Below are 24,089 nucleotides of genomic sequence, written 5' to 3'. Positions count from 1 at the left end.
CGACGGCCCGCAGCCTCACCCGTCGCGTCGCTCAGTCCGCGGCCGGCGTGCCCCCGGTGCCCCACTCCACGCGCGGCCCCTCGACCGTGAACGTGGCATGGCGCGGCGGATGCGCGGCCGCGTGGCCCAGCACGAAGACATCCTGCGCCCCGTCGAGCACCCCGCCCGACGGATCGTCCGATCCGTCGCGCCGCACGACGTCCCGCTCCGGCATCAGAATGTCGCGCACGACCACGGCGCAGAGGTACAGCGTGCCCAGCAGATGCAGGGCGATGGCCAGCTGATAGCCCTCCGTCGGCAGCCCCTGATGCTTGTCGCCGCTCGTCGTGTAGGCGAGGTACATCCAGATGCCCAGGAAGTACATGACCTCGCAGGCCTGCCAGATCAGGAAGTCCCGCCAGCGCGGGCGGGCCAGCGCGGCGAGGGGGATCAGCCACAGCACGTACTGCGGTGAATAGACCTTGTTGACGAGGATGAACACCGCGACGACGAGGAACGCGAGCTGCGCGAACCGCGGCCGGCGCGGCGCCGTCAGCGTCAGCGCGCCGATGGCGGCGCACAGCGCGATCGTCCCCAGGGTCGAGACGGTGTTGACCGTGCTGACGTCGATGGCCTCGCCCGTGCGCTGGGTGATGATCAGCCAGAAGGAGCCGAAGTCGATCGAGCGCTCCTCGCTGAAGGTGTAGAACTTCTTCCACCCCTCGGGCGCGAACGCCATCACCGGCAGGTTGACCACCAGCCAGGAGGCCGCCGCGCCGAGCGTCGCCACCCAGAACGCTCGCCATTTCCCGGCCCGCCAGCACAGCACGAAGGCAGGGCCCAGCAGCAGCACGGGATACAGCTTGGCGGCCGTGGCCAGCCCGATCAGGATGCCGAACGCCAGCGGGCGGCTCCTGGACCACATGAGCATCGCCGCGGCCGTGAGGGCGACGGCCAGCAGGTCCCAGTTGATCGTGGCGGTGAGGGCGAAGGCGGGTGCGAGCGCCACCAGGAGGCCGTCCCAGGGGCGGCGCCGGTGCGTGCGCGCGACACAGACGGCGATGATCGCGGTGCAGATCATCAGCATGCCCGCGTTGACCAGCCAGTACGCCTGCTCCTGGTGCTGGATCGAACCACCCGGGGTCAGCCAGGCGGCGATCTGCATGAACACCCCCGTCAGCACGGGGTATTCCAGATATTGCATATCGCCGGGCAGCCGGTCGAAGTAGGGCACCAGACCGTCGGAGAAACCGCGCCCCGCGTACAGATGCGGAATGTCCGAGTAGCAGGCGTGGGTGTACTGGGAGCCGGCGCCCTGGAACCAGGCCCAGTTGTAGCAGGGCAGCTTCTGCACCATGCCGAGCGCGAACATCCCCAGCGCCACCAGCGCGACGGCGCCCACGGGGCTGAGTGCGGTGCTGCCGAGCCGCGACCAGCGGCCCGACCTCCCACCGATCAGCTCGCTGCCGGCCGCGGCGACCTCGTCCTCATGCGTGGGCCGTACGACGGACCGTTCCTGATGCACGCTCGTGTCCTCTGCACTTGGCATGCCGCACATCCTGCCGTACGGGACTGTGCGAACGTCGAGGGCCGCCGCACCCTGTGGTGCGACGGCCCTCGACATGACTCTCGGATGGCCTCACCCGGACCGCGGGCCGGGTGAGGAGCGCTGCCTGCCGGGCGCTAACCGGGCGGGCCACCGAAGATGTCGCCGTTGCTGTTGCCCCCGTCACTGGTGGGCGGGCTGGAGCCGCCGGGGTCGCCGTTGCCCCCGGCCGCCCCGTTCGAGGTGCCGGGCGTGCCGCCGTTGTCCCCGCCGGTCGTGCCGGGATCGGTGCCGCCGTCCCCTCCCTCGGACGTACCGCCGTCGTTCTGGCAGTTCCAGTCCCAGGTACCGCAGGTCTCGGACGGGTCGGGCGACGGCGAGGCCGGAGCACTCGGCGTGGGCGTGTCGGACGGCGACGGGGTCGGGCTCGGAGGGGGCGTGTAGCTCGGCGTCGGCTCGGGGCTGCTCGCGCCGCCCCCGTAGAGCGTCTTGCCGATCGGCTCCGCCTTCGGGAAGTCCACGACCTTCTGGTTCTTCATCGCTTCGGCCATGTAGTCGTGCCAGATCTGGGCCGGGAACGAGGCGCCGTGGATCTTCTCCTCACCGCCGGTCCCGTACATCTTCTCGAACTTGCGGTTCTTGTGCTTCTCGTTGTCGTCCAGCCGGTACATGCTGATCGCGGTCGACAACTGCGGGGTGTAGCCGACGAACCAGGCGGAGAGGTTGTCGTCCGTCGTACCCGTCTTGCCCGCCACATCACGGCCCGGGAGCTGGGCGGGTGTACCCGTGCCCTTCTCGACGACGTTCTTGAGCACGTCGGTCACGTTGTCGGCGACGTCGCTGTCGAAGGCGCGCTTGGTGACCGTCTCGTGCTGGTATATCACCCTGCCGACCTTCTTCACCTGGGTGACCGAGAACGGCTCGCGCTGCTGGCCGCTGGCCGCGAACGTGGCGTACGCGCCGGCCATCCGGATCACGCTCGGCGAGGACGTGCCGATGGAGAACGACGGAACGTTCGAGTCCGCCATGTTCCTGTCGTCCTTCAGACCGGCCGCGATGGCCGCCTTCTTCACCTTGTCGGTGCCCACGTCCATGCCCAGCTGGACGTAGGGGGAGTTGGCGGACACCTCCATCGCCTTACGAAGGGTGATGTCGCCCTCGGACTTGTGCCCGTCGTTGGTCTGGAGCCACTCCTTGCCCTCCTCGTTGGTCCAGACCTCGCCGTTGTACTGCTTGATCTTCAGCTTGTCGTCGCCGTTGTAGATGCTCATCGGCGAGACCTTCTCGCGTGCCGAGTCACTCTGGTCCGCGCGGAGCTCGGGGTCCCGCTTGCCGTACTCCATGGCAGCGGCCAGCACGAAGGGCTTGAACGTCGAACCGACCGCGGCGCCCGTCGGGTCCGCGTTGTTGGTGTAGTGCTGGGTCGCGTCCTTGCCGCCGTAGATCGCCCTGATGGCGCCGGTCGCCGGATCGACCGACCCGCCACCGAACTGGACGTGCGTGTCCTTGTCGGGGCGCTTCTTGGGGTCGATCTTCTCGTCGTAGACCCTCTTGACCGCCGCGTTGAGCTGCTTGACCTTCTTCTTGTCGAAGGTCGTGTGGATCTCGTACCCGCCCAGCCGGAGCATCTCCTCGGTGACGCCCTTGTCGTTGTTGTTGAGGAAGTACGACTTCGCGAGGTCGACCAGGTAGCCGGTCTGGCCGCCCAGCTGGGCGTCCTTCTTCAGCGGGTCGGGCATCGGGAACTTCGTGTACTTGAGGCGCTCGGCCTTCGTCATCCGGCCGTCCTTCACCTCTTCGTTGAGGATCCACCGCCAACGCTTCTCCGCCCGGTCCCGGTTCTTCTCCGCGGTGGCTTCCTTCGCGTCGATCTCCGGGGCACCGGCCGGGTCGTAGTAGCTGGCTCCCTTGAGCAGGGTCGCCAGGAAGGCGCACTGGCTCGGGTTCAGCTCCTTGGCGTCAATGCCGTAGTACGTACGGGCCGCCGCCTGGAGACCCGACGCGCCCCGCCCGTAGTACGAGACGTTGAGGTACCCGGCCATGACCGTCTTCTTGTTCTCTTCCTTGCCGACCTTCAGCGTGATGAAGAGTTCCTCGAACTTCCGGCTCAGGGTCTGTTCCTGGGAGAGCCGTGAGTTCTTGACGTACTGCTGGGTGATCGTCGAGCCACCCTGCGTCTGGCCGCCCTTGGCCATGTTCCAGACCGCTCGGGCGATACCCATCGGGTCGATGCCCTTGTCGTGGTCGAACGACTTGTTCTCCGCCGAGATGACCGCGTTGCGCATCGCCTCGGGGATCTGCTCGTAGCCGATGACCTGCCGGTTGGCCTGACCACCGGTGGCGACCATCTGGGTGTTGTCGGACCAGTAGTAGACGTTGTTCTCCGCCTTCGCGGCCGCGTTCACCTCGGGCTTGGCGACCATCGCGTACGCGAGGCCGGCGAGGCCCATCAGCAGGCCGAGGAAGCCGATACAGAGGCTGGAGACCAGCTTCCACGAGGGCACCCAGCGCCGCACGCCGTACTTGCCGGCGCGCGGGTAGTCGATGAAGCGCTTCTTGACCGGGCGCTGGTTTCCACGCCCGCGGCCCTCCGCCCCGTCGTCGCCTCCGCCGCGGCGCCGTCCTCCACCGTCGGAGCCACCACGACCGCCGCCGCCTCGCTGAGCGGCTCGTCTCGCGGCGGCACGCCCGCCGTACGGGGCTTCCTCGCCGGGCGAAACGGAAGGTGATTCCTCAGTGACGCCGCGTGACGGTGCCGCACGGCGTCCTGAGGACTGCTGGGTGGCTCGTCTGGTCGCGGCGCGCCCGCCACCTTGCGGTTGCGGCGTTTTGCGACGGTGCTCGCTCATCGAACGACTACTCCTCGGGCAGGCGAGAACGCCTGGAAGCGGCAGTTGAGATCCGGTCCCCCCGAATTACGGACCATCCCTGCGACGGGCTCGTCCGCAGTGCATCCGGTCAGTCCGCGGAGACTGACGCGGTCGGGCGTCACACGGTTCCCGGTGGTCTGCATGCCGGACAGACTACGCACGGTCAAAACCCTTCCAGGACCGAACTTCACCTCAAATTACGCAAGTCGGTTCCTAAGAATTCGCGATGTGACGCCGTTCACTAAGGCCCCCCTTGCCCCGACGGAGAGTCCGATCTATCGTGCTGATGTATCGAGTCGATACATCAGCTCGGTACATCGGCTCGGCATATCAGCTCGGCACAGGGACAGCGAGAGCACTCGGAGAAGGAGGAGGCGAGGTTGAGCAGACGCTCCGGCATCCTCGAGTTCGCTGTCCTCGGACTGCTCAGAGAGTCCCCGATGCACGGCTATGAGCTGCGCAAACGTCTCAACACCTCACTGGGGATCTTCCGTGCCTTCAGCTACGGAACCCTCTATCCCTGCCTCAAGACGCTGGTCGCCAACGGCTGGTTGATCGAGGAGCCGGGAAACGCTCCGCCAGACCTTCCGCCCGGCTCCGGCCGTGCGGTGGCCCCTTCCTCTTCTCTGGCAGGGCGCCGCGCCAAGATCGTCTATCGATTGACGGCGGAAGGTAAGGAGCACTTCGAAGAGCTGCTCTCGCACACCGGCCCCGACTCCTGGGAGGACGAGCACTTCGCTGCTCGTTTCGCCTTCTTCGGACAGACGGAGCACGGGGTGCGCATGCGGGTGCTGGAAGGCCGTCGCAGCCGACTGGAGGAGCGTCTCGAGAAGATGAGCGCCTCTCTGGCCCGCACCCGCGAGCGTCTCGACGACTACACACTTGAGCTTCAGCGACACGGCATGGAGTCCGTGGAGCGCGAAGTGCGCTGGCTGAACGAGCTCATCGAGAGCGAGCGGTCGGGACGGGATCAGCGACGATCCTCGCCCGAGGGCTCAGCTCAGCAGAACACCGCAGGAGAGCCGGACGGCCTGCCCCGGCGGGGTAACAACCCGCCGGATCCGTCCGGCGACACCGCCAAGTGAGATCCCCGCAGATCCGCGGGGCCTCATCAGGAACATCCATTACTCACAGGGAGCAACCGGAATGGGTTCGGTTCGCGTAGCCATCGTCGGCGTGGGCAACTGCGCCGCCTCGCTGGTCCAGGGCGTCGAGTACTACAAGGACGCCGATCCGGCCGGCAAGGTGCCCGGTCTGATGCACGTCCAGTTCGGCGAGTACCACGTACGGGACGTCGAGTTCGTCGCCGCCTTCGACGTCGACGCGAAGAAGGTCGGCCTCGACCTCTCGGACGCCATCGGCGCCAGCGAGAACAACACCATCAAGCTCTGCGACGTGCCGAACGCCGGACTGACCGTCCAGCGCGGCCACACCCACGACGGGCTCGGCAAGTACTACCGCGAGACCATCGAGGAGTCGACCGAGGCCCCGGTCGACATCGTCCAGATCCTCAAGGACCGCAAGGTCGACGTGCTGGTCTGCTACCTGCCCGTCGGCTCCGAGGTCGCTGCGAAGTTCTACGCGCAGTGCGCCATCGATGCCAAGGTCGCCTTCGTCAACGCCCTCCCGGTCTTCATCGCCGGCACCAAGGAGTGGGCGGACAAGTTCACCGAGGCCGGTGTCCCGATCGTGGGCGACGACATCAAGTCGCAGGTCGGCGCCACCATCACGCACCGCGTGATGGCGAAGCTGTTCGAGGACCGGGGCGTTGTCCTGGACCGCACGATGCAGCTGAACGTCGGCGGCAACATGGACTTCAAGAACATGCTCGAGCGTGAGCGCCTTGAGTCCAAGAAGATCTCCAAGACGCAGGCCGTCACCTCGCAGATCCGTGACCGCGACCTCGGTGCGGACAACGTCCACATCGGCCCGTCGGACTACGTGGCCTGGCTGGACGACCGCAAGTGGGCGTACGTGCGCCTTGAGGGTCGCGCCTTCGGTGACGTTCCGCTGAACCTGGAGTACAAGCTCGAGGTCTGGGACTCCCCGAACTCGGCCGGTGTCATCATCGACGCCGTCCGCGCCGCGAAGATCGCCAAGGACCGCGGCATCGGCGGCCCGATCCTCTCCGCGTCCTCGTACTTCATGAAGTCCCCGCCGGTCCAGTACTTCGACGACGAGGCCCGCGAGAACGTCGAGAAGTTCATCAGGGGCGAGGTCTCCCACTGACGCCACCTGAATAGGGTCTCCCGTCCGGTTGCGAACCGGATCCGGACGGACGGCCCCAGGCGCGTCGGCGCGGCAGCACAGCGAGGAGCGGCAACGCTCCTCGGCTCCCGCACCGTTGAGGGTCCCCGGGCAATCCGCCCGGGGACCCTCAACGTATGTGACCCTTGCTCCCATGCCCGTCGTGCGTGACCTGCGCGTTCTCCTGCGTCTCCGGAACTTCCGCCGCCTGCTGGCCGTACGGGTGCTGTCCCAGTCGGCCGACGGCGTCTATCAGGTGGCCCTGGCCACCCACGTGGTCTTCTCCCCGGAGAAGCAGACGTCGGCGGGCGCCATCGCCTCCGCGATGGCCGTACTCCTGCTGCCCTACTCGCTCATCGGCCCGTTCGCCGGAGTGCTCCTGGACCGCTGGCCCCGCCGTCAGGTCTTCCTCTACGGCAATCTGCTGCGCGCCGCGCTCGCGTGCTGCACCGCGGTCCTGATCCTCGGCTCCGCCCCCGACTGGCTCTTCTACGCCTCGGCCCTGTGCGTCACCGCGGTCAACCGCTTCGTCCTGGCCGGCCTCTCCGCCGCGCTGCCGCGTGTCGTCGACCGGGACCGGCTGGTGCTCGCCAACTCCCTCTCCCCGACCGCGGGCACACTCGCCGCGACGGCAGGCGGTGGCCTCGCCTTCGTCGTACGGCTCACGCTGTCGGATTCCGATGCGGCGGTGGTGCTGCTGGGCGCGGGGCTCTACCTCACCTCGGCATTGGCGTCCTTGAGCCTTGCCACCGGACTGCTCGGGCCGGAGCGGAGCCATGCCCATCTCCGCCTGAGCAAGGCTCTCGTCATGACCGCCCGTGGGCTCGGCGACGGGCTGCGACATCTGGCGGAACGCAAGCACGCCGCACAGGCGCTGGCCGCCATAACGGTGATCCGCTTCTGTTACGGGGCGCTGACCGTGACGGTTCTGATGCTGTGCCGGTACGCCTGGGCCGACACGGAGTCCCATGGGCTGGCGCTGCTCGGGCTGGCGGTGGGCGTATCCGGTGCCGGGTTCTTCGCAGCGGCAGTGCTCTCTCCCTGGGCGGTGGCACGGCTCGGCCGGTTCCGCTGGATGATGGCGTGCGCGGCGGCGGCCGCTGTCCTCGTACCGGCGCTGGGACTGTGGTTCACCCCCGCGCCGATGCTCGTCGCGGCGTTCGTGCTGGGACTCGTCACTCAGGGAGCGAAGATCGCGACGGACACAGTGGTGCAGACCTCCGTGGACGACGCCTTCCGCGGCCGGATCTTCTCGCTCTACGACGTGCTGTTCAACGTTGCGTTCGTGGGCGCCGCCGCGATCTCCGCCCTGATGCTGCCCCCTGACGGGAAGTCGGCCGCGGTGGTCATCGGAGTGGCAGCGCTCTACGCCTTGGTGGCCGCGGCCCTGTTCCGCCTCGCGCCGGTCAAGTCGGCGAGCTGACCCATCGACACCGAACCCGGCAGCGCACACATCGAGGGCGCTGTTTCACGTGAAACAGCGCCCTCGATATGTGCGCTGCCGGTCATGTTTCACGTGAAACATGACCGGCAGCCCTTCCGGTCCTACCGTCGCCGTGGGGCTCAGCTCTGCGATTCCCACCACTTCTTGAGCTCCGCCACTGCCTCGTCGTGCTCCATCGGCCCGTTCTCCAGGCGCAGTTCCAGCAGAAACGCATACGCCTTGCCGATGACCGGTCCGGGCCCGACGCTCAGGACCTGCATGATCTCGTTGCCGTCCAGGTCCGGCCGAATCGCGTCGAGCTCTTCCTTGTCCTGCAACTGAGCGATGCGCTCCTCCAGCGCGTCGTAGGTCCGCGAGAGAGCGGCGGCCTTGCGCTTATTGCGCGTGGTGCAGTCCGAGCGGGTCAGCTTGTGCAGCCTCTCCAGCAGAGGGCCGGCGTCACGCACATAGCGGCGGACCGCCGAGTCGGTCCACTCCCCGTCGCCGTACCCGTGGAAGCGCAGATGCAGCTCCACCAGCTTCGAGACGTCCTTGACCATCTCGTTGGAGTACTTGAGTTCGGTCATCCGCTTCTTGACCATCTTGGCGCCCACCACCTCGTGGTGATGGAACGAGACCCGGCCGTCCTTCTCGAAGCGCCGGGTCCTCGGCTTGCCGATGTCGTGAAGGAGGGCGGCAAGACGCAGAACGAGGTCCGGGCCGTCCTCCTCAAGGTCGATCGCCTGCTCCAGAACGGTCAGAGAGTGCTCGTACACATCCTTGTGACGGTGATGCTCATCACTTTCCAGCCGGAGCGCAGGAAGCTCGGGGAGGACCTGCTGTGCCAGTCCGGTGTCGACGAGGAGCGCCAATCCCTTCCGGGGGTGTGAGGAGAGCAGCAGCTTGGTGAGCTCCTCACGGACCCGCTCGGCGGAGACGATTTCGATCCGGCCCGCCATCTCCGTCATCGCCGCGACGACATCGGGGGCTACTTCGAAGTCGAGCTGCGCGGCGAAGCGCGCGGCACGCAGCATCCGCAGCGGATCATCGGAGAAGGATTCCTCTGGCGTTCCGGGGGTGCGCAGGACGCGCTCCGCCAGGTCCTCAATGCCACCGTGCGGGTCGATGAAGTCCTTCTGAGGCAGCGCGACGGCCATCGCGTTGACGGTGAAATCACGGCGGACGAGGTCGTCCTCGATGGAGTCACCGTAGGAAACTTCCGGCTTGCGCGAGGTTCGGTCGTACGCCTCGGACCGGTATGTGGTGACTTCGATCTGGTAACCGTCCTTCTGGGCGCCCACCGTGCCAAAGGCGATCCCGACCTCCCACACCGAGTCCGCCCATGGCCGGACGATCTTCAGGACGTCCTCGGGACGGGCATCGGTGGTGAAGTCCAGGTCGTTCCCGAGCCTGCCGAGAAGTGCGTCCCGAACCGAGCCGCCGACCAGGGCAAGACTGAATCCGGCATCCTGGAAACGGCGGGCGAGATCGTCGGCGACCGGGGACACCCGGAGCAGTTCACTGACTGCGCGGTGCTGCACCTGGGTCAGGGCGCTGGAGTTGTCTTCATTGGCGTTCGGCACAACAGAAAAGGGTACGTGCCCGGACCGGTCCGGGCGTCATGGTTTCCTTCAGCCCTGCGAGACTCTGCCGATCATGTGTCGTACTCCCCAGCACTTAGCCCCCGCGCACATCGTTACCATGCGTGGACGCAGCAACGGACGACGATCGACAGCAGCTCATGACGACGAGGGACGGGTAGGCGCGTGGCCGAGGCGGCAGACTTCCAGGGGAAGAACCACTCTCCTGCCCGCCGGTGGCTGCGGCGCACAGCCGCCGTGCTCGCCGGAGCTCCGCTCGTCGCTGCCCTGCTGGCCGGGGCGACCGCCCCGGTCGCACAGGCCGGCGTCACGGACAAGGCTCCGACGGGGTCCGGCACTGTCGCGGTATCCCTGGACACGTTGACTCCGAGCGCCCCTGTGAAAGGGGACACCCTCACGGTCTCCGGCACTCTGACCAACAAGGGCAAGGAGACCGTCACCGCGGCTCAGGTCGATCTGCGCGTGGGGCCCCGGCTCTTCAGCAGGACCTCGATCGACGCGGCCAACCAGCGCAAGGGATACCTGCCCGGCGCCGATCCGTCCCCGGTCGGCGGCAAGTACACGGTGAAGATCGCCAAGCTTCCCTCCGGGATCAGCCAGGACTTCACCCTGTCCGTGCCCGTCAGCAAGCTGGGACTGGGCGACGACGGCGTGTACCAGTTCGGCGTCACCCTGTCGGGCCGGACACCCCACGCCCTGTACGACCAGGTGCTCGGGATCCAGCGGACCTTCCTCCCCTGGCAGAGCGAGGACCGTGACTCCAAGCCCCGGATCAGCTACGCCTGGCCCCTGATCGCACCGGCTCACCTCACCGCGGAGACCGGCTCCGACGCCCAGCAGACCCCGGTGTTCGCCGACGACGACCTGGCCGCCGAGATCGCGCCCGGCGGTCGCCTGGAACAGATGGTGTCGCTGGGCCGGCAGCTGCCCGTGACCTGGGTCATCGACCCGGATCTGCTGGCCAGTGTCGACGCGATGACGCGGGACTACCGGGTCAAGTCCGGCGACACCACGATCGCCGGGACGAATCAGAACGTGGCCAAGCAGTGGCTCACCTCACTGGAAGCCGCGGTGTCCGAGGGCAAGGTCATCGCGCTGCCGTTCGGGGATCCCGATCTGGCGTCGATCGCGCACCGTGCCAAGAACGTCTCGGGCACCCTGAGCCACCTCCAGAACGCCAGCGAGGTGGCCACGCCGACCGTGCAGACGATCCTGCACCTGAAGCCGTCGACGGACTTCGCATGGCCGGTGGACGGCGCTGTCGACCCGTCCATCGTGGACGTCGCCACCTCGGCCGGTGCCCACAACGTGATCGCCCGCAGCGACAGCCTTCAGGAGACCGGCGGCCTGGTGTACACGCCCACCGCTGCCCGGCCGATCGGCGGCGGCACGACCGCCGTGGTCTCCGACGCACGGCTCTCCACGGCGTTCCAGGGCGACATGACGAAGGCCGGGGACTCCACGCTCGCCGTGCAGAAGTTCCTCGCCCTCACGCTCTCTCTGGCCGAGCAGGACACGGACAAGGACCGAAGCGTCGTCGTCGCACCCCAGCGGATGCCGACGGTCGCCCAGGCCCAGTCGATGGCCCGCGCCCTGCGCACCCTCGACGACGGCCGCTGGACGCAGTCCCAGGGGCTGATCCAGGCCGCGGAGGCCAAGCCCGACGCGAAGGCGACCACACAGGTACCCCCGACGTCCCGGTACCCGAAGAAGCTGCGCAGCCAGGAGCTGCCCACCCAGGCCTTCCAGGACATCAAGTCCACCCAGGCCTCCCTCAACAACTTCCAGGTGATCCTGACCCAGCCCGAGCGAGTGGTGACTCCCTTCGGCAACGCGGTCAACCGCTCCATGTCGACGTCGTGGCGGGGCAGGCCCCTGGAGGCCCAGCAGTACCGGGACTCGGTGCGCACCTACCTGCAGAGCCTCGTCAACGAGGTCCAGCTCATCTCGAAGTCGGACGTCACCCTGTCCGGCCGCAGCGCCACGATCCCGGTGACGGTGCAGAACAGACTGCTGCAGGACGTCGACCATCTGGTGCTGCGCCTGAGGTCGGAGAACGCGACGCGCCTCAAGCTGAACGACGACGGTGCCGTGGCGGAGCAGCCGATCCAGATCGCCGGCGGTCACAGTCAGTCCGTGAAGTTCGACGCCGCGGCCAACATCAACGGCCAGGTCCAGATGACCGCACAGCTCTACACCGAGGACGGGACACCGTACGGCGCGGAGATGAACTTCACCGTGAAGGTGTCGGAGCTGACGCCGACCGTGCTTCTCGTGATCGCCGGCGGGCTGCTGCTGCTGGTCCTCGCCGGCATCAGGATGTATGCACATCGCAAGCGCGCCAACGCGGGCGGCGCGGCGGGCGACGACGGCAGTGAACCCGAGCAGCCGAGTGACCCGAGGCCGGACACCGGTCCCGAAAGCACGGAGCCGTCGGGCACGGGTGAGAAAGTGGACCGTTGAGCGATGTCTGTCGTGGCCGGTCGGCCGGGGACGATGAGGTGGGGTTTCGATGAACGCGCCGTACGACGGTGATCGCGGTCAGGGTACGGGCGGAGCTGGGTCTTCCGGCGGTCCTCCGGTGCCCCCCGGACCGGAACAGGTGCCACAAGCACCCGATCCGTATCTGCAGGCTGCGTACGACTACGACCCGTACCGGGCCCAGGACCTCTCGGCACAGGATCCGGTGGGCGAGGCGCTGTACGACCGCGCCGCGCATCCGCCGCCGCCTCCTGGCACCTACCAGCAGCCCCAGCCGCTCTACCAGCAGCCGCCCGCGGCCCCGTACGCCCCCGACCCCCGGATCTGGGCGCAGACCCCGCCGCCCGAGCCCGACGGTCCGTCCCGGCACCTGCCGTACGGCGACGACGCGGCGACCACCCAGTTCGTCGGCGTGGACGATCTCGTCACCCAGGCGTCGGCGGGCCGCGACGAACCCGATGCGTTCGCCCACCTCTTCAGGGATCAGGAGGGCCCGGCGAGCTCACCCGGCCCGGCCCGGTCCGAACCGGCCCCCGCGCCCGTACCCCCGAAGTCCGGCGGCGGCGGCCGGGCCTCCGGCCTGCTGAAGTCCAGCGCGGTCATGGCGGCCGGCACCCTCGTCTCACGGCTCACCGGGTTCGTACGCAGCCTGGTGATCACCGCGGCGCTCGGCGCGGCCCTCCTCGGCGACAGCTTCACCATCGCGTACACGCTGCCGACCATGATCTACATCCTCACCGTGGGCGGCGGCCTCAACTCGGTGTTCGTCCCGCAGCTCGTCCGTTCCATGAAGGACGACGAGGACGGCGGCGAGGCCTATGCGAACCGGCTGCTGACCCTCGTGATGGTCGCGCTCGGCCTGATCGTCGCCCTCGCGGTCTTCGCCGCGCCCTGGCTCATCCGGCTGATGTCGCTGCCGATCGCGAACGACCCCGCCGCCAACAACGTGGCCACGACCTTCGCCCGGTACTGCCTGCCCACCATCTTCTTCATGGGTGTGCACGTCGTGATGGGCCAGATCCTCAACGCCCGCGGAAAGTTCGGCGCGATGATGTGGACCCCGGTCCTCAACAACATCGTGATGATCTTCACCTTCGGCATGTTCATCTGGGTCTACGGCACCTCGCACGAATCCCACATGGGCGTCCAGACGATCCCGCCGGAAGGCGTCCGGCTGCTGGGCATCGGCACACTGCTGGGCCTGATCGTCCAGTCCCTGGCCATGATCCCGTACCTGCGCGAGGCCGGATTCAGGTTCCGCCCGCGCTTCGACTGGAAGGGCCACGGGCTCGGCAAGACGATCAAGCTGGCCAAGTGGACGGTCCTGTTCGTCTTCGCCAACCAGGCCGGTGTCCTCATCGTCACCCAGCTCGCGACCGCGGCCGGCAAGGAGTCGGGCAGGAACGGGGCGGGCATCCTGGCCTACTCCAACGCCCAGCTGATCTGGGGCATGCCGCAGGCGATCATCACCGTCTCGGTCATGGCCGCCCTGCTGCCCCGTATCTCCCGTGCCGCACACGACAACGACCCGGGCGCGGTCCGCGACGACATCTCGCAGGGCCTGCGCAACTCCGCCGTGGCCATCGTGCCGGTCGCGTTCACGTTCCTCGCCCTGGGTGTCCCGATGTGCACCCTGCTGTACGCCTCCAGCGGCCCCGAGGCCGCCCGCTCCATGGGATTCATCCTGATGGCCTTCGGTCTCGGGCTGATCCCCTACTCGGTGCAGTACGTGGTGCTGCGCGGGTTCTACGCCTACGAGGACACCCGCACCCCCTTCTACAACACGGTCATCGTCGCCGTGGTCAACGCAGCCGCCTCGGCGATCTGCTATCTCGTTCTGCCCGCGCAGTGGGCCGTGGTCGGCATGGCGGGCTCGTACGGCCTCGCCTACGCCGTCGGCGTCGGTATCGCGTGGCGCCGGCTGCGCAACCGTCTGGGCGGCGATCTGGACGGCGCCCACGTCCTGCGCACCTACGCCCGGCTGTGCCTCGCCGCGATCCCTGGGGCAGTGATCGGCGGCGGTGTGGGGTTCGCACTTCTCCACGCACTCGGCGACGGCGCCTCGGGCTCGCTCGTCGCGCTGATCTGCGGTGGGATCGTGCTGCTGGGAGTCTTCGTCGTCGCGGCGAAGCGGATGCGGATCGAAGAGATCAACAGCATGGTCGGCATGATCCGGGGACGGCTCGGCCGCTGAGTGTCGCCGGCCCGCACAACCATCGCCGGTCCCCGCGTGTCGTGCATGGTGCCGGAGTATGGGCACAATTGGCGAGACTGTGCAGAGCTGGCTGGCATCGCGCAACGGATGGGGAGGCAGGAACGACGGTGGCGGAACGTAGCACGGCTGCCGTTGACGTGGCCGACAACAGCGGCGACAAGCCGCTGTCCGCCAAGGCGGACAAGGCCACGACCGACGGCACGGCAGAAGCTCAGGATTCAACGGGCGCGGGCCCCCAGGAAGCGGGGGACGAGCCGACAGGCTCCGACGACGCCGCGTCGCCCCCCGACCTGCACAGCGGGCACAAACTTGCCGGGCGCTACCGGCTGGAGGAGTGCGTCACCCGTCTGGACGGGTTCAGCAGTTGGCGCGCTGTCGACGAGAAACTGCGCCGCGCGGTGGGCGTCCATCTCCTCCCCGCCGACCACCCACGAGCCCGCTCCGTGCTGGCAGCGGCCCGTTCCTCCGCGCTGCTCGGCGACCCCCGCTTCGTGCAGGTCCTCGACGCCGTGGAGGAGAACGACCTCGTCTATGTCGTCCACGAGTGGCTTCCGGACGCCACCGAGCTCACCGCCCTGCTGGGCGCGGGCGCGATGGACGCTCATGACGCGTACCAGCTCGTCAGCCAGATCTCCCAGGCCATGGCGGCCGCGCACCGTGAGGGGCTGGCCCATCTGAGGCTCACTCCCGGAGCGGTGCTGCGCAGCTCTTCCGGGCAGTACCGCATCCGCGGCCTCGCGGTGAACGCCGCCCTGCGGGGCATCACCTCCGACAGTCCCCAGCGCGCCGACACCGAAGCCATCGGCGCTCTGCTCTACGCCTCGCTCACCCAGCGCTGGCCATACGAGAGCGATGCCTACGGGCTCACCGGACTTCCCAAGGGTGTCGGCCTGATCGCACCCGACCAGGTGCGGGCCGGCGTCCACCGCGGTCTCTCCGAGATCGCCATGCGCGCGCTCGCCAACGACGGAGCCACGGCCTCCCGCCAGGAGCAGCCGTGCACCACCCCCGACGAGCTCGCGAGGGCCGTCGCGGCGATGCCACGCATCCGCCCGCCAGAGCCCACGTTCACCGCACCGCCCGAGTACCAGCGGACCACGTACCAGCAGGGCACCTACGGCCGCCCGGCCGGACCCGGCGTCCCGCCCACCCAGACCGTGCACGCCATACCGCCCGCCCCACTCCAGAGCCGCACGGGCAAGGCGCTCAAGTGGGCCGTGTCCGCGCTGCTCATCGCCGCGCTGGGCCTCGGCAGCTGGCAGCTCGCCGAGACGCTCCTGGGCCGGGACAACAACTCGGGCGACCCCGGCACCACACAGACCACTCCGAAGAACGGTGACGAGGTCAAGCCGCCGCCTGCCGTGCCCCTGCGAATCACCGATGCGGCGGAGTTCACGCCCAGCGGCTCCGGGATCAAGCTGGAGGCCGTACCGAACGCGATCGACGGCAAGCCGGACACCGCATGGATCACTCCGCGCTACCAGGGCTTCGCGAACTTCGGCAATCTCCCCTCCCGCAAGGACGGCAGCGGCATAGTCGTTGACCTGGGGAGCGTGAAGGACGTCTCGGGCATCGACATCACCATGTACCGCAGCGGGCAGAAGGCCGAGGTACTGGCGGCCGACAAGGATGCCTCCGCACCCTCGTCCCTCTCAGACTTCCCGCAGCGCCTCACCCAGCTCGGAACAGCGGGAAGCAGCCTCAAGAAGACCCTCACCAAGCCGGTGCGGACCCGCTACGTCCTCATCCACATCACTGAGCTCCCTTCGGACGACACCGGCAGCGGCTACCGCGGCGGTATCTCGGAGATCTCAGTTCTCGGCTGACCGCCTCTGCCCCTCCCCCTCCCCACGGGAACCGTGATAGACAGACGGACCTTGACTCAGAGAGGGAGGGAGGGGGAGGTGGCCGCCGAGCCGTCCGAGCAACTCAGCGACTCAGACCTCCTCGCTCGCCACGTAGCCGGCGAACCCGACGCCTTCGGGGAGCTCGTCAGGCGTCATCGCGACCGGCTGTGGGCCGTGGCGCTGCGAACACTGGGCGACCGCGAGGAGGCGGCCGACGCCGTGCAGGACGCCCTGGTCTCCGCATTCCGCGCCGCCCACACCTTCCGGGGCCAGTCCGCCGTCACCACCTGGCTGCACCGGATCACCGTCAACGCCTGCCTCGACCGGGTCCGCAAGGCATCCTCGCGGAAAACCTCGCCCGTCAACGACCCCGAGCGGCTCGACCAGCTCCTGGAGCCGCACGAATCCGCCGAGGCACCGGCCGAGCGGCAGGATCTGCACCGCGAACTGTTCGCGGCCCTCGCCACCCTCCCCGCCGAGCAACGCGCGGCACTCGTCCTCGTCGATATGCAGGGATACCCGGTGGCAGAGGCCGGCCGCATCCTCGACGTGCCGGTCGGCACCGTGAAGAGCCGCTGCGCCCGGGGACGCGCCCGACTGGCCCCACTGCTGACACACCTCCGCGCAGGGAACGGGGACAGCCATGAGCGGAGCGCGGAAAGGAACCGGACGGCGAGAACATCCGTCCCACCGGCAGCGAAACCGAGAGACGCAGGAACGAACGATCCAGCTGGAGTGAAGGGCGGAGGTGGGCGCACATGACATCGACGACCGACACGACCCAGCACCCGGACGTCTCGGAGATCTCCGACCTCACCGAAGGCCTGCTCTCACCGTCACACTCAGCGGACGTCCGTCGGCACGTGGACGGCTGCGAGCTCTGCTCCGACGTCCAGGCGTCGCTGGAGGAGATCCGCGATCTGCTGGGCTCCATGCCTGCCCCACCGCCCATGCCCGTCGATATAGCGGACCGCATCGATGCCGCACTGGCTGACGAAGCCCGTGCCGTCTCCTTCGCATCCGACGCGGAGGCCGATGTTTCACGTGAAACCGAGCACGCCGCCACGGTGCAGGAACTCGCGGACCGCCCCGCCGGACATTCACGTGCCGCCACCGGTCCCGGCCGCCGGTCGGTACGCCGACGGCGTCGCACGGCGGTGCTCGGCACCGCACTGGGCGCCGCCGCGGTCGGTGTGAGTGTCTTCCTGCTGCAGAACGTCTCCTCGTCCCAGAACTCCGCCGACCTCAATGCCGCAGACCGCGGAGACGCCTCGAAGGCAAGCTCGCAGATGTTCTCGCAGTCCACGCTCGAAGAGCGTGTCCACAGTCTCCTGGGCTCCCGCACGAACCCGTCGAGCCCAAAAGAGTCGGCCGGCGGGAACCAGGCCCCATCCGTCGACACGAAGTCCTCCCCGGAGACCGCGCCGCCCGGCTCCGCACCGCCGCAGACGCCGCTCCGTGCCCCCGTCGTGCCCGTCCCCTCCTGCGTTGAGCAGGGCATCGGACGGGACGCCGCCGCCCTCGCCATCGAGAAGGGCACCTACGAGGGCGCGGACGCCTTCCTCGTCGTCCTTCCTCACCCCACCGACACGACCCGCGTCGAGGCCTACGTCATCGATGCGGCATGTGTCGGTGCGGACCCCGCCATCAAGGGGAAGCTCCTGTTGACCCACGCCTACGTCCGCCCCTGAGCATCACGCCGGAGGCCGCTCCGGCACGTCGGGAATGCATCCCCCGTAGGATCCGTTGGGTGGGGTGAGAGTCGTTGAACCGACCCCAGTAGGCGTGGACAGTAGGCAGTCTGCAGAGACGAGGAAGAAACCCGTGAGCGACGTGCGTAATGTGATCATCATCGGCTCCGGCCCCGCCGGCTACACAGCCGCCCTCTACACCGCGCGCGCCTCGCTGAAGCCGCTGGTCTTCGAGGGTGCCGTCACCGCCGGTGGCGCGCTGATGAACACGACCGACGTGGAGAACTTCCCCGGTTTCCAGGACGGGATCATGGGCCCGGAGCTCATGGACAACATGCGCGCCCAGGCCGAGCGGTTCGGTGCCGAGCTCGTCCCGGACGATGTGGTCTCCGTCGACCTCACCGGTGACATCAAGACCGTCACCGACACGGCGGGCACGGTCCACCGCGCCAAGGCCGTCATCGTCACCACCGGCTCCCAGCACCGCAAGCTCGGTCTGCCCAACGAGGACGCCCTCTCCGGACGCGGCGTCTCCTGGTGCGCGACCTGCGACGGGTTCTTCTTCAAGGACCAGGACATCGCCGTGGTCGGCGGCGGTGACACCGCGATGGAGGAGGCGACCTTCCTCTCCCGCTTCGCAAAGTCGGTCACCATCGTCCACCGCCGCGACTCCCTGCGCGCCTCCAAGGCCATGCAGGACCGCGCCTTCGCGGACCCGAAGATCAAGTTCGCCTGGGACAGCGAGGTCGCCGGGGTCCACGGCGAGCAGAAGCTCTCCGGCCTGACCCTGCGCAACACCAAGACCGGTGAGACCTCCGAGCTCCCCGTGACCGGCCTGTTCATCGCAGTCGGCCATGACCCGCGCACCGAGCTCTTCAAGGGACAGCTCGACCTGGACGACGAGGGCTACCTCAAGGTCGAGGCACCCTCGACGCGCACCAACCTCACCGGTGTCTTCGGTGCCGGCGACGTCGTCGACCACACCTACCGGCAGGCCATCACCGCTGCCGGCACCGGCTGCTCCGCCGCACTCGACGCCGAGCGCTTCCTTGCCGCGCTCGCCGACGACGAGAAGGCCGCCGCAGCAACCGTCTGATCCACATCTCAGCCCACACCCCCGCGAAGTTAAGGAGGTCGCCATGGCCGGCGCCCTGAAGGCCGTGACCGATGCCTCGTTCGATGAGGTCGTACTGAAGAGCGACAAGCCCGTACTGGTGGACTTCTGGGCCGCCTGGTGCGGTCCGTGCCGCCAGATCGCCCCCTCCCTGGAGGCCATCGCGGCAGAGCACGGCGACCAGATCGAGATCGTCAAGCTCAACATCGACGAGAACCCGGCCACCGCTGCCAAGTACGGCGTCATGTCCATCCCGACGCTGAACGTCTACCAGGGCGGCGAGGTCGCCAAGACCATCGTTGGTGCCAAGCCGAAGGCCGCGATTCTCCGCGACCTGGATGCCTTCATCACCGAGTAAGGCAGTACCGCCGTCCGATGTTTCACGTGAAACGGGCCCAACCCTCCGGGGGTGGGTCCGTTTCACGTTTTACGGCAGCGACGGATCCGGGGTCACAGCGGTCGCAGAACCGGCTCCTTCTGGACCGCACCCAGCAGCCGGTCCAGGGCCAGCTCGACATCTTCCTTCCACGAAAGCGTCGTACGCAGCTCCAGCCTCAACCGAGGGTGAGACGGATGCGTTCGTACGGTCTTGAAGCCGACTGCCAGCAGATGATCCGCCGGAAGCACACAGGCAGGCTCCTTCCAGCGGGCGTCCCCGAACGCTTCGATGGCCTTGAATCCGCGGTTGAGCAGATCCTTGGCGACGGTCTGCACCATGACCCGGCCGAGACCCTGCCCCTGGTAGCCCGGCAGGATCAACGCAGTCATCAGCTGGACGGCATCGGGGGAGACGGGGCTCGTCGGAAACGACGCAGCCCGGGGGACGTAGGCCGGCGGGGCATAGAGAACGAAGCCGACCGGAACATCGTCGACATAGACAACGCGGCCGCAGGATCCCCACTCCAGCAGGACACCGGAGATCCAGGCCTCCTTCTCCGCCGCAGGCCTGCCGGCCTTGACCGCGGCTGCCCCGCGCACCGGATCGAGTTCCCAGAACACACAAGAGCGGCAGCGTTCGGGGAGATCGGCAAGGTTGTCCAGCGTGAGCGGTGCGAGCCGACGCCCCATGAAGGCTGTTCCTCACTTCCCTAGCCCGCCGCATCGCGTGCGGCGGTCGGTGCACTCCGTTCGCGGAGGTGGATCAACTGGATGTGGCCTACCAGAACGCATCGTATCCACCACGGGATCAAGCTGACACCGAGAGAAAGCAAAGGGCGGGCTGTGTTCCGTCCTTCCGGAACACAGCCCGCCCAGCGTCACTCAGAACGTCAGCTCTCGTCGCCCTCTGCCGACTCGTCCGACGGGCTGCGGTCCAGTACACGGCCCTCGCCGGGCGCGAGACTGCCAAGGATGCGGTCCAGATCCTCCATCGAGGCGAACTCGACGACGATCTTTCCCTTCTTCTGCCCGAGATCGACCTTCACTCGGGTCTCGAAGCGGTCTGAGAGCCTGGAAGCCAGATCGGACAGTGCCGGCGACAGCCGACCACCTGCCCGGGGCCCCTTGGCCTTGGAGGCGCTCGTGGGCCTGGAGCCCATGAGCGTCACGATCTCCTCGACCGCACGCACCGAGAGCCCCTCGGCCACGATGCGGTGCGCCAGCTTGTCCTGCTCCTCGGAGTCGTCCACCGACAGCAGCGCCCGCGCATGTCCTGCCGAGAGCACCCCGGCCGCGACCCTTCGCTGCACCGGAGGCGACAGCCTCAGCAGACGCAAGGTGTTGGAGACCTGCGGCCGGGACCGCCCGATGCGGTCGGCCAGCTGGTCATGCGTGCACTTGAATTCCTTGAGCAGCTGGTCGTACGCAGCCGCCTCTTCCAACGGGTTGAGCTGAGCCCGGTGAAGGTTCTCCAGGAGCGCGTCCAGAAGCAGCTTCTCGTCGTCCGTTGCCCGGACGATGGACGGGATCCGCTCCAGACCGGCTTCACGGCAGGCCCTCCAGCGCCGCTCGCCCATGATGAGCTCAAAGCGCTCGGGCCCGATCTGCCGTACGACGACAGGCTGGAGGAGGCCCACCTCCTTGATGGAGGTGACCAACTCGGCAAGCGCGTCCTCGTCGAATACCTCTCGGGGCTGACGAGGGTTGGGCGTGATGGAGTCGAGGAGGATCTCGGCGAAGTAAGCACCCGCCACCTCGCTCGGCCCTCCGGCTCCGTCCGGCTCCGAAACAGGCGCGCTCGGCTCCGGCACCACGCCGAGCGTGGTCACCTTCGCGGCAGCCACTCCCCGCTCGGCCGTCATGACCGGAACCGTCCCGGAAGAGGAGACACCGGCGCCGGCGGACGGCACCTGCTTCTCCTGCGGAGCGGCGGGGATCAGGGCGCCGAGCCCTCGCCCCAACCCTCTACGACGCTCGCTCACTGGATCCCCTCCGAAGTGTTCTGCTGGCTGTTCCGACTGCCCGTGTGGGCTTGCTGCGCCTCGTACTGCAATCCCACCCCGCGCAGAGCGATCTCACGTGCTGCCTCAAGATACGACAGGGAACCACTGGACCCGGGGTCGTAGGTGAGTACGGTCTGCCCGTAGCTGGGCGCCTCAGAGATCCGCACCGAGCGCGGAATGCTGGTGCGGAGCACCTCCTTGCCGAAGTGGGTGCGCACCTCCTCGGCGACCTGAGAAGCGAGCCTGGTCCGGCCGTCGTACATGGTGAGCAGGATCGTCGACACATGGAGGTCGGGGTTGAGGTGTCCCCGCACCAGGTCGACGTTGCGCAGCAGCTGCCCGAGCCCTTCCAGTGCGTAGTACTCGCACTGGATCGGGATCAGCACCTCGGCGCCGGCCACCAGGGCGTTGACCGTGAGGAGGCCGAGTGAGGGCGGGCAGTCGATGAGGATGTAGTCCAGCGGCTGCTCGTAGGCCTGGATCGCTCGCTGGAGTCGACTCTCCCGCGCCACCAGCGACACGAGCTCGATCTCCGCACCGGCGAGATCGATGGTCGCTGGGGCGCAGAAGAGACCTTCGACGTCCGGGACGGGCTGAACCACGTCGGAGAGCGGCTTGCTCTCCACCAGGACGTCGTAGATCGAGGGGACCTCGGCATGGTGGTCGATCCCCAGTGCCGTAGAGGCGTTCCCCTGCGGGTCCAGGTCGACCACCAGAACACGAGCACCGTGCAGGGCAAGCGACGCGGCAAGGTTGACCGTCGAGGTGGTCTTACCCACCCCGCCCTTCTGGTTGGCCACCACCATGACGCGTGTCTGGTCAGGTCGCGGCAGCCCCTCGCCGGCGCGGCCGAGGGCCTCTACCGCCAGCTGGGCCGCGCGACCGATGGGTGTGTCGTCCATCGGTGGCGGTGTTTCACGTGAAACACCGTCCACCGCCGATTCGGATCGGGGACCGGGGACCGGGTCGGTCATCGGTCCCGCGATGTTGGCGTCGGACCGCAAGGATTCACTCTCCTCGACTTCAGGCTCGCAATGAGCAGAGCCTGCCATGCTTTCGGGGTCGCGAACCAGCGAGGCCCGCTCTTCTGTGGATGAATCCACTTCTGTGGACAACTCCGTAGCCCTAACGGGCCTGCGATGGCGAGGCGCGGCAGCCGCACGACCGCGGCTGATAATTCCATGCAGCAGAGAGCGACGTTTCACGTGAAACACGATGCCCCTGCAGCGTAGCTACAGGGGCACGACACTCCGCGCGGGGTACGTACGGCTCCCCGAGCGAAGCATCACCGATACCTCTACCAAACAGTGCGTAACGGTCATGCGCGCAGGGTGATCGGCTGGATCAGCGGCGACGGCGTGTCCGACTGACCCTCGCAGCCTTGGCCCTCTTCGCGGCGAACCTCACACCACCCGGGCTCTCGCCCACCACCACACGCACCACGGTGGACATCGGATCGACGATGCCCTCGCCCACATGCAGCACCTCGGTCTCCAGCACACCGAGCTTGCTCAGCGCCGCTCGCGCGCCGTTGATCTCTTCCTCGGCGGTATCGCCCTTGAGGGCCAGCATCTCGCCGTACGGGCGAAGCAGTGGCACTCCCCAGCCCGCCAGGCGGTCCAGCGGGGCCACCGCCCGAGCCGTCACCACATGGACCGGCTGAAGCGTCCCCAGGACCTCCTCGGCCCGGCCACGGACGACCGTCACATGATCCAGCCCCAGGAGCTCGACGACCTCCTGGAGGAAATTCGTCCGCCGCAGCAACGGCTCAAGCAGGGTGATCTTCAGATCCGGCCGTACGAGCGCCAGCGGAATCCCTGGCAGCCCGGCACCCGAGCCCACATCGCAGACCGTGACGCCGTCGGGCACGACCTCGGAGAGCACCGCACAGTTCAGCAGGTGCCTCTCCCAGAGCCGCGGCACCTCGCGCGGACCGATCAGCCCTCGCTTGACCCCCGCATCGGCCAGCAGTTCCGCGTATCGGACGGCCTCAGGAAAGCACTCACCGAATACCTCCCGGGCCTCTTCGGGCGCCTGGGGAAGCTCTACTTCCTCCGTCACGGGAACCGTCCTTCCATACCGCACTAACCGCACCATGGGTGGCTGACTATCAGGCTGACAAAGATCGGCCCCGCCTGCGAACAGACGGGGCCGACAGGAGAGAGGCCGGTCAGGCCGGAAGGACGACGACGAAGCGCTGCGGCTCCTCGCCCTCCGATTCGCTGCGCAGACCCGCGGCCGCGACCGCGTCGTGCACAACCTTGCGCTCGAACGGCGTCATCGGATCCAGCTTCACCGGCTCACCGGAGTTCTTGACCTCGTCCGCGGCCTTGGCACCCAGCTCGGCGAGCTCCGTGCGCTTCTGCGCCCGGAACCCCGCGATGTCGAGCATCAGACGGCTGCGGTCACCGGTCTCCCGGTGCACGGCCAGCCGCGTCAGCTCCTGGAGCGCCTCCAGCACCTCACCGTCGCGGCCCACGAGCTTCTGCAGTTCACGTGCCGACTCGCTGATGATCGAGACCGCGGCCCGATCGGCCTCGACGTCCATGTCGATGTCGCCGTCGAGATCGGCGATGTCGAGCAGGCCCTCAAGGTAGTCCGCTGCGATCTCCCCTTCCTGCTCAAGGCGGGTCAAGGTGTCGCTTCCCTCAGCGGCCGTGGAGATGGTGCCTTCCGTCACGGATGGACTCCTTC

The 24,089-nt window shown here is 68.0% G+C and carries 18 protein-coding genes; 10 read left to right on the top strand and 8 right to left on the bottom strand.

Annotated elements, in window-relative coordinates:
* Positions 1–31: 31 nt before the first annotated feature.
* Positions 32–1,528 carry a glycosyltransferase family 87 protein gene (locus tag ACIO3R_RS23105; protein ID WP_385038441.1) on the bottom strand — a complete coding sequence of 499 codons (1,497 nt, stop codon included), beginning with the start codon at positions 1,526–1,528 and terminating at the stop codon, positions 32–34.
* Positions 1,529–1,662: 134 nt separating this feature from the next.
* Positions 1,663–4,374 carry a transglycosylase domain-containing protein gene (locus tag ACIO3R_RS23100; protein WP_402108267.1) on the bottom strand — a complete coding sequence of 904 codons (2,712 nt, stop codon included), beginning with the start codon at positions 4,372–4,374 and terminating at the stop codon, positions 1,663–1,665.
* A gap of 401 nt (positions 4,375–4,775) precedes the next feature.
* Between ACIO3R_RS23100 and ACIO3R_RS23095 the strand changes: the two genes are divergently transcribed.
* The 3 genes from ACIO3R_RS23095 to ACIO3R_RS23085 all read left to right on the top strand — a co-directional run bounded on the left by ACIO3R_RS23095 (position 4,776) and on the right by ACIO3R_RS23085 (position 8,065).
* A complete protein-coding gene (locus tag ACIO3R_RS23095; protein ID WP_385041670.1) occupies positions 4,776–5,480 on the top strand; it encodes a PadR family transcriptional regulator in 705 nt (234 codons plus the stop codon).
* A 61-nt stretch (positions 5,481–5,541) separates the two neighbouring features.
* A complete protein-coding gene (locus ACIO3R_RS23090) occupies positions 5,542–6,624 on the top strand; it encodes an inositol-3-phosphate synthase (protein ID WP_363022851.1) in 1,083 nt (360 codons plus the stop codon).
* A gap of 172 nt (positions 6,625–6,796) precedes the next feature.
* Positions 6,797–8,065, top strand: a complete 1,269-nt coding sequence (locus tag ACIO3R_RS23085; RefSeq protein WP_402108264.1) for an MFS transporter — start codon at positions 6,797–6,799, stop codon at positions 8,063–8,065.
* Between the two features lie 140 nt (positions 8,066–8,205).
* Here ACIO3R_RS23085 and ACIO3R_RS23080 read toward each other — a convergent pair whose 3' ends face one another.
* Entirely contained in the window at positions 8,206–9,648 is a 1,443-nt protein-coding gene (locus ACIO3R_RS23080) for a CCA tRNA nucleotidyltransferase (RefSeq protein ID WP_402108261.1), read from the bottom strand.
* A 183-nt stretch (positions 9,649–9,831) separates the two neighbouring features.
* Here ACIO3R_RS23080 and ACIO3R_RS23075 point away from each other — a divergent pair, with 183 nt between their 5' ends.
* The 7 genes from ACIO3R_RS23075 to trxA all read left to right on the top strand — a co-directional run bounded on the left by ACIO3R_RS23075 (position 9,832) and on the right by trxA (position 19,372).
* Complete coding sequence (locus ACIO3R_RS23075) at positions 9,832–12,129, top strand: DUF6049 family protein (protein WP_402108258.1); 2,298 nt, start codon at positions 9,832–9,834, stop codon at positions 12,127–12,129.
* 49 nt (positions 12,130–12,178) lie between these two features.
* Positions 12,179–14,341 carry a murein biosynthesis integral membrane protein MurJ gene (gene murJ, locus ACIO3R_RS23070; RefSeq protein WP_402108255.1) on the top strand — a complete coding sequence of 721 codons (2,163 nt, stop codon included), beginning with the start codon at positions 12,179–12,181 and terminating at the stop codon, positions 14,339–14,341.
* Between the two features lie 128 nt (positions 14,342–14,469).
* Positions 14,470–16,188 (top strand): protein kinase family protein, encoded by a 1,719-nt coding sequence (locus ACIO3R_RS23065; protein WP_385037544.1) that lies wholly within the window; start codon positions 14,470–14,472, stop codon positions 16,186–16,188.
* Between the two features lie 78 nt (positions 16,189–16,266).
* Positions 16,267–16,971 carry an RNA polymerase sigma factor SigM gene (gene sigM / locus ACIO3R_RS23060; protein WP_385037547.1) on the top strand — a complete coding sequence of 235 codons (705 nt, stop codon included), beginning with the start codon at positions 16,267–16,269 and terminating at the stop codon, positions 16,969–16,971.
* Positions 16,968–17,900, top strand: coding sequence for an anti-sigma factor family protein (locus ACIO3R_RS23055; RefSeq protein ID WP_385037550.1), 933 nt, complete (start codon positions 16,968–16,970; stop codon positions 17,898–17,900). Before sigM ends, ACIO3R_RS23055 begins: the two co-directional genes overlap by 4 nt.
* Before the next feature lie 133 nt (positions 17,901–18,033).
* Entirely contained in the window at positions 18,034–18,996 is a 963-nt protein-coding gene (gene trxB, locus ACIO3R_RS23050) for a thioredoxin-disulfide reductase (RefSeq protein ID WP_401292521.1), read from the top strand.
* Positions 18,997–19,039: 43 nt separating this feature from the next.
* Complete coding sequence (gene trxA / locus ACIO3R_RS23045; RefSeq protein ID WP_385037556.1) at positions 19,040–19,372, top strand: thioredoxin; 333 nt, start codon at positions 19,040–19,042, stop codon at positions 19,370–19,372.
* 92 nt (positions 19,373–19,464) lie between these two features.
* Here the strand turns inward: trxA and ACIO3R_RS23040 are convergent, their stop codons facing one another.
* The 5 genes from ACIO3R_RS23040 to ACIO3R_RS23020 form a co-directional block, all read right to left on the bottom strand.
* Positions 19,465–20,082: a GNAT family N-acetyltransferase gene (locus tag ACIO3R_RS23040; RefSeq protein ID WP_402108250.1), complete on the bottom strand. Its 618-nt coding sequence runs from the start codon at positions 20,080–20,082 to the stop codon at positions 19,465–19,467.
* A gap of 200 nt (positions 20,083–20,282) precedes the next feature.
* The gene (locus tag ACIO3R_RS23035) at positions 20,283–21,374 is read right to left on the bottom strand and encodes a ParB/RepB/Spo0J family partition protein (RefSeq protein ID WP_402108248.1); all 1,092 of its coding nucleotides are present in this window, start codon (positions 21,372–21,374) and stop codon (positions 20,283–20,285) included.
* Positions 21,371–22,447 (bottom strand): ParA family protein, encoded by a 1,077-nt coding sequence (locus ACIO3R_RS23030; protein WP_363023126.1) that lies wholly within the window; start codon positions 22,445–22,447, stop codon positions 21,371–21,373. The genes ACIO3R_RS23035 and ACIO3R_RS23030 overlap by 4 nt, the downstream gene beginning before the upstream one ends.
* A gap of 292 nt (positions 22,448–22,739) precedes the next feature.
* The gene (gene rsmG, locus ACIO3R_RS23025; RefSeq protein ID WP_363022832.1) at positions 22,740–23,456 is read right to left on the bottom strand and encodes a 16S rRNA (guanine(527)-N(7))-methyltransferase RsmG; all 717 of its coding nucleotides are present in this window, start codon (positions 23,454–23,456) and stop codon (positions 22,740–22,742) included.
* Between the two features lie 109 nt (positions 23,457–23,565).
* Positions 23,566–24,075, bottom strand: coding sequence for a R3H domain-containing nucleic acid-binding protein (locus ACIO3R_RS23020; RefSeq protein ID WP_145764517.1), 510 nt, complete (start codon positions 24,073–24,075; stop codon positions 23,566–23,568).
* Positions 24,076–24,089: the final 14 nt, after the last annotated feature.

Source organism: Streptomyces sp. NPDC087428 (assembly GCF_044744085.1).
Lineage (GTDB): Bacteria > Actinomycetota > Actinomycetes > Streptomycetales > Streptomycetaceae > Streptomyces.
The sequence above is the reverse complement of the archived record's forward strand: the minus strand, read 5'-3'. Positions and strand labels throughout refer to the sequence as shown.

Coding starts and splice junctions, on each gene's coding strand:
- ACIO3R_RS23040 (WP_402108250.1), bottom strand. CDS start 20,082: ATGGGGCGTCGGCTCGCACCGCTCACGCTGGACAACCTTGCCGATCTC.
- ACIO3R_RS23105 (WP_385038441.1), bottom strand. CDS start 1,528: ATGCCAAGTGCAGAGGACACGAGCGTGCATCAGGAACGGTCCGTCGTA.
- trxA (WP_385037556.1), top strand. CDS start 19,040: ATGGCCGGCGCCCTGAAGGCCGTGACCGATGCCTCGTTCGATGAGGTC.
- ACIO3R_RS23085 (WP_402108264.1), top strand. CDS start 6,797: ATGCCCGTCGTGCGTGACCTGCGCGTTCTCCTGCGTCTCCGGAACTTC.
- ACIO3R_RS23100 (WP_402108267.1), bottom strand. CDS start 4,374: ATGAGCGAGCACCGTCGCAAAACGCCGCAACCGCAAGGTGGCGGGCGC.
- ACIO3R_RS23090 (WP_363022851.1), top strand. CDS start 5,542: ATGGGTTCGGTTCGCGTAGCCATCGTCGGCGTGGGCAACTGCGCCGCC.
- ACIO3R_RS23030 (WP_363023126.1), bottom strand. CDS start 22,447: ATGGCAGGCTCTGCTCATTGCGAGCCTGAAGTCGAGGAGAGTGAATCC.
- ACIO3R_RS23055 (WP_385037550.1), top strand. CDS start 16,968: ATGACATCGACGACCGACACGACCCAGCACCCGGACGTCTCGGAGATC.
- murJ (WP_402108255.1), top strand. CDS start 12,179: ATGAACGCGCCGTACGACGGTGATCGCGGTCAGGGTACGGGCGGAGCT.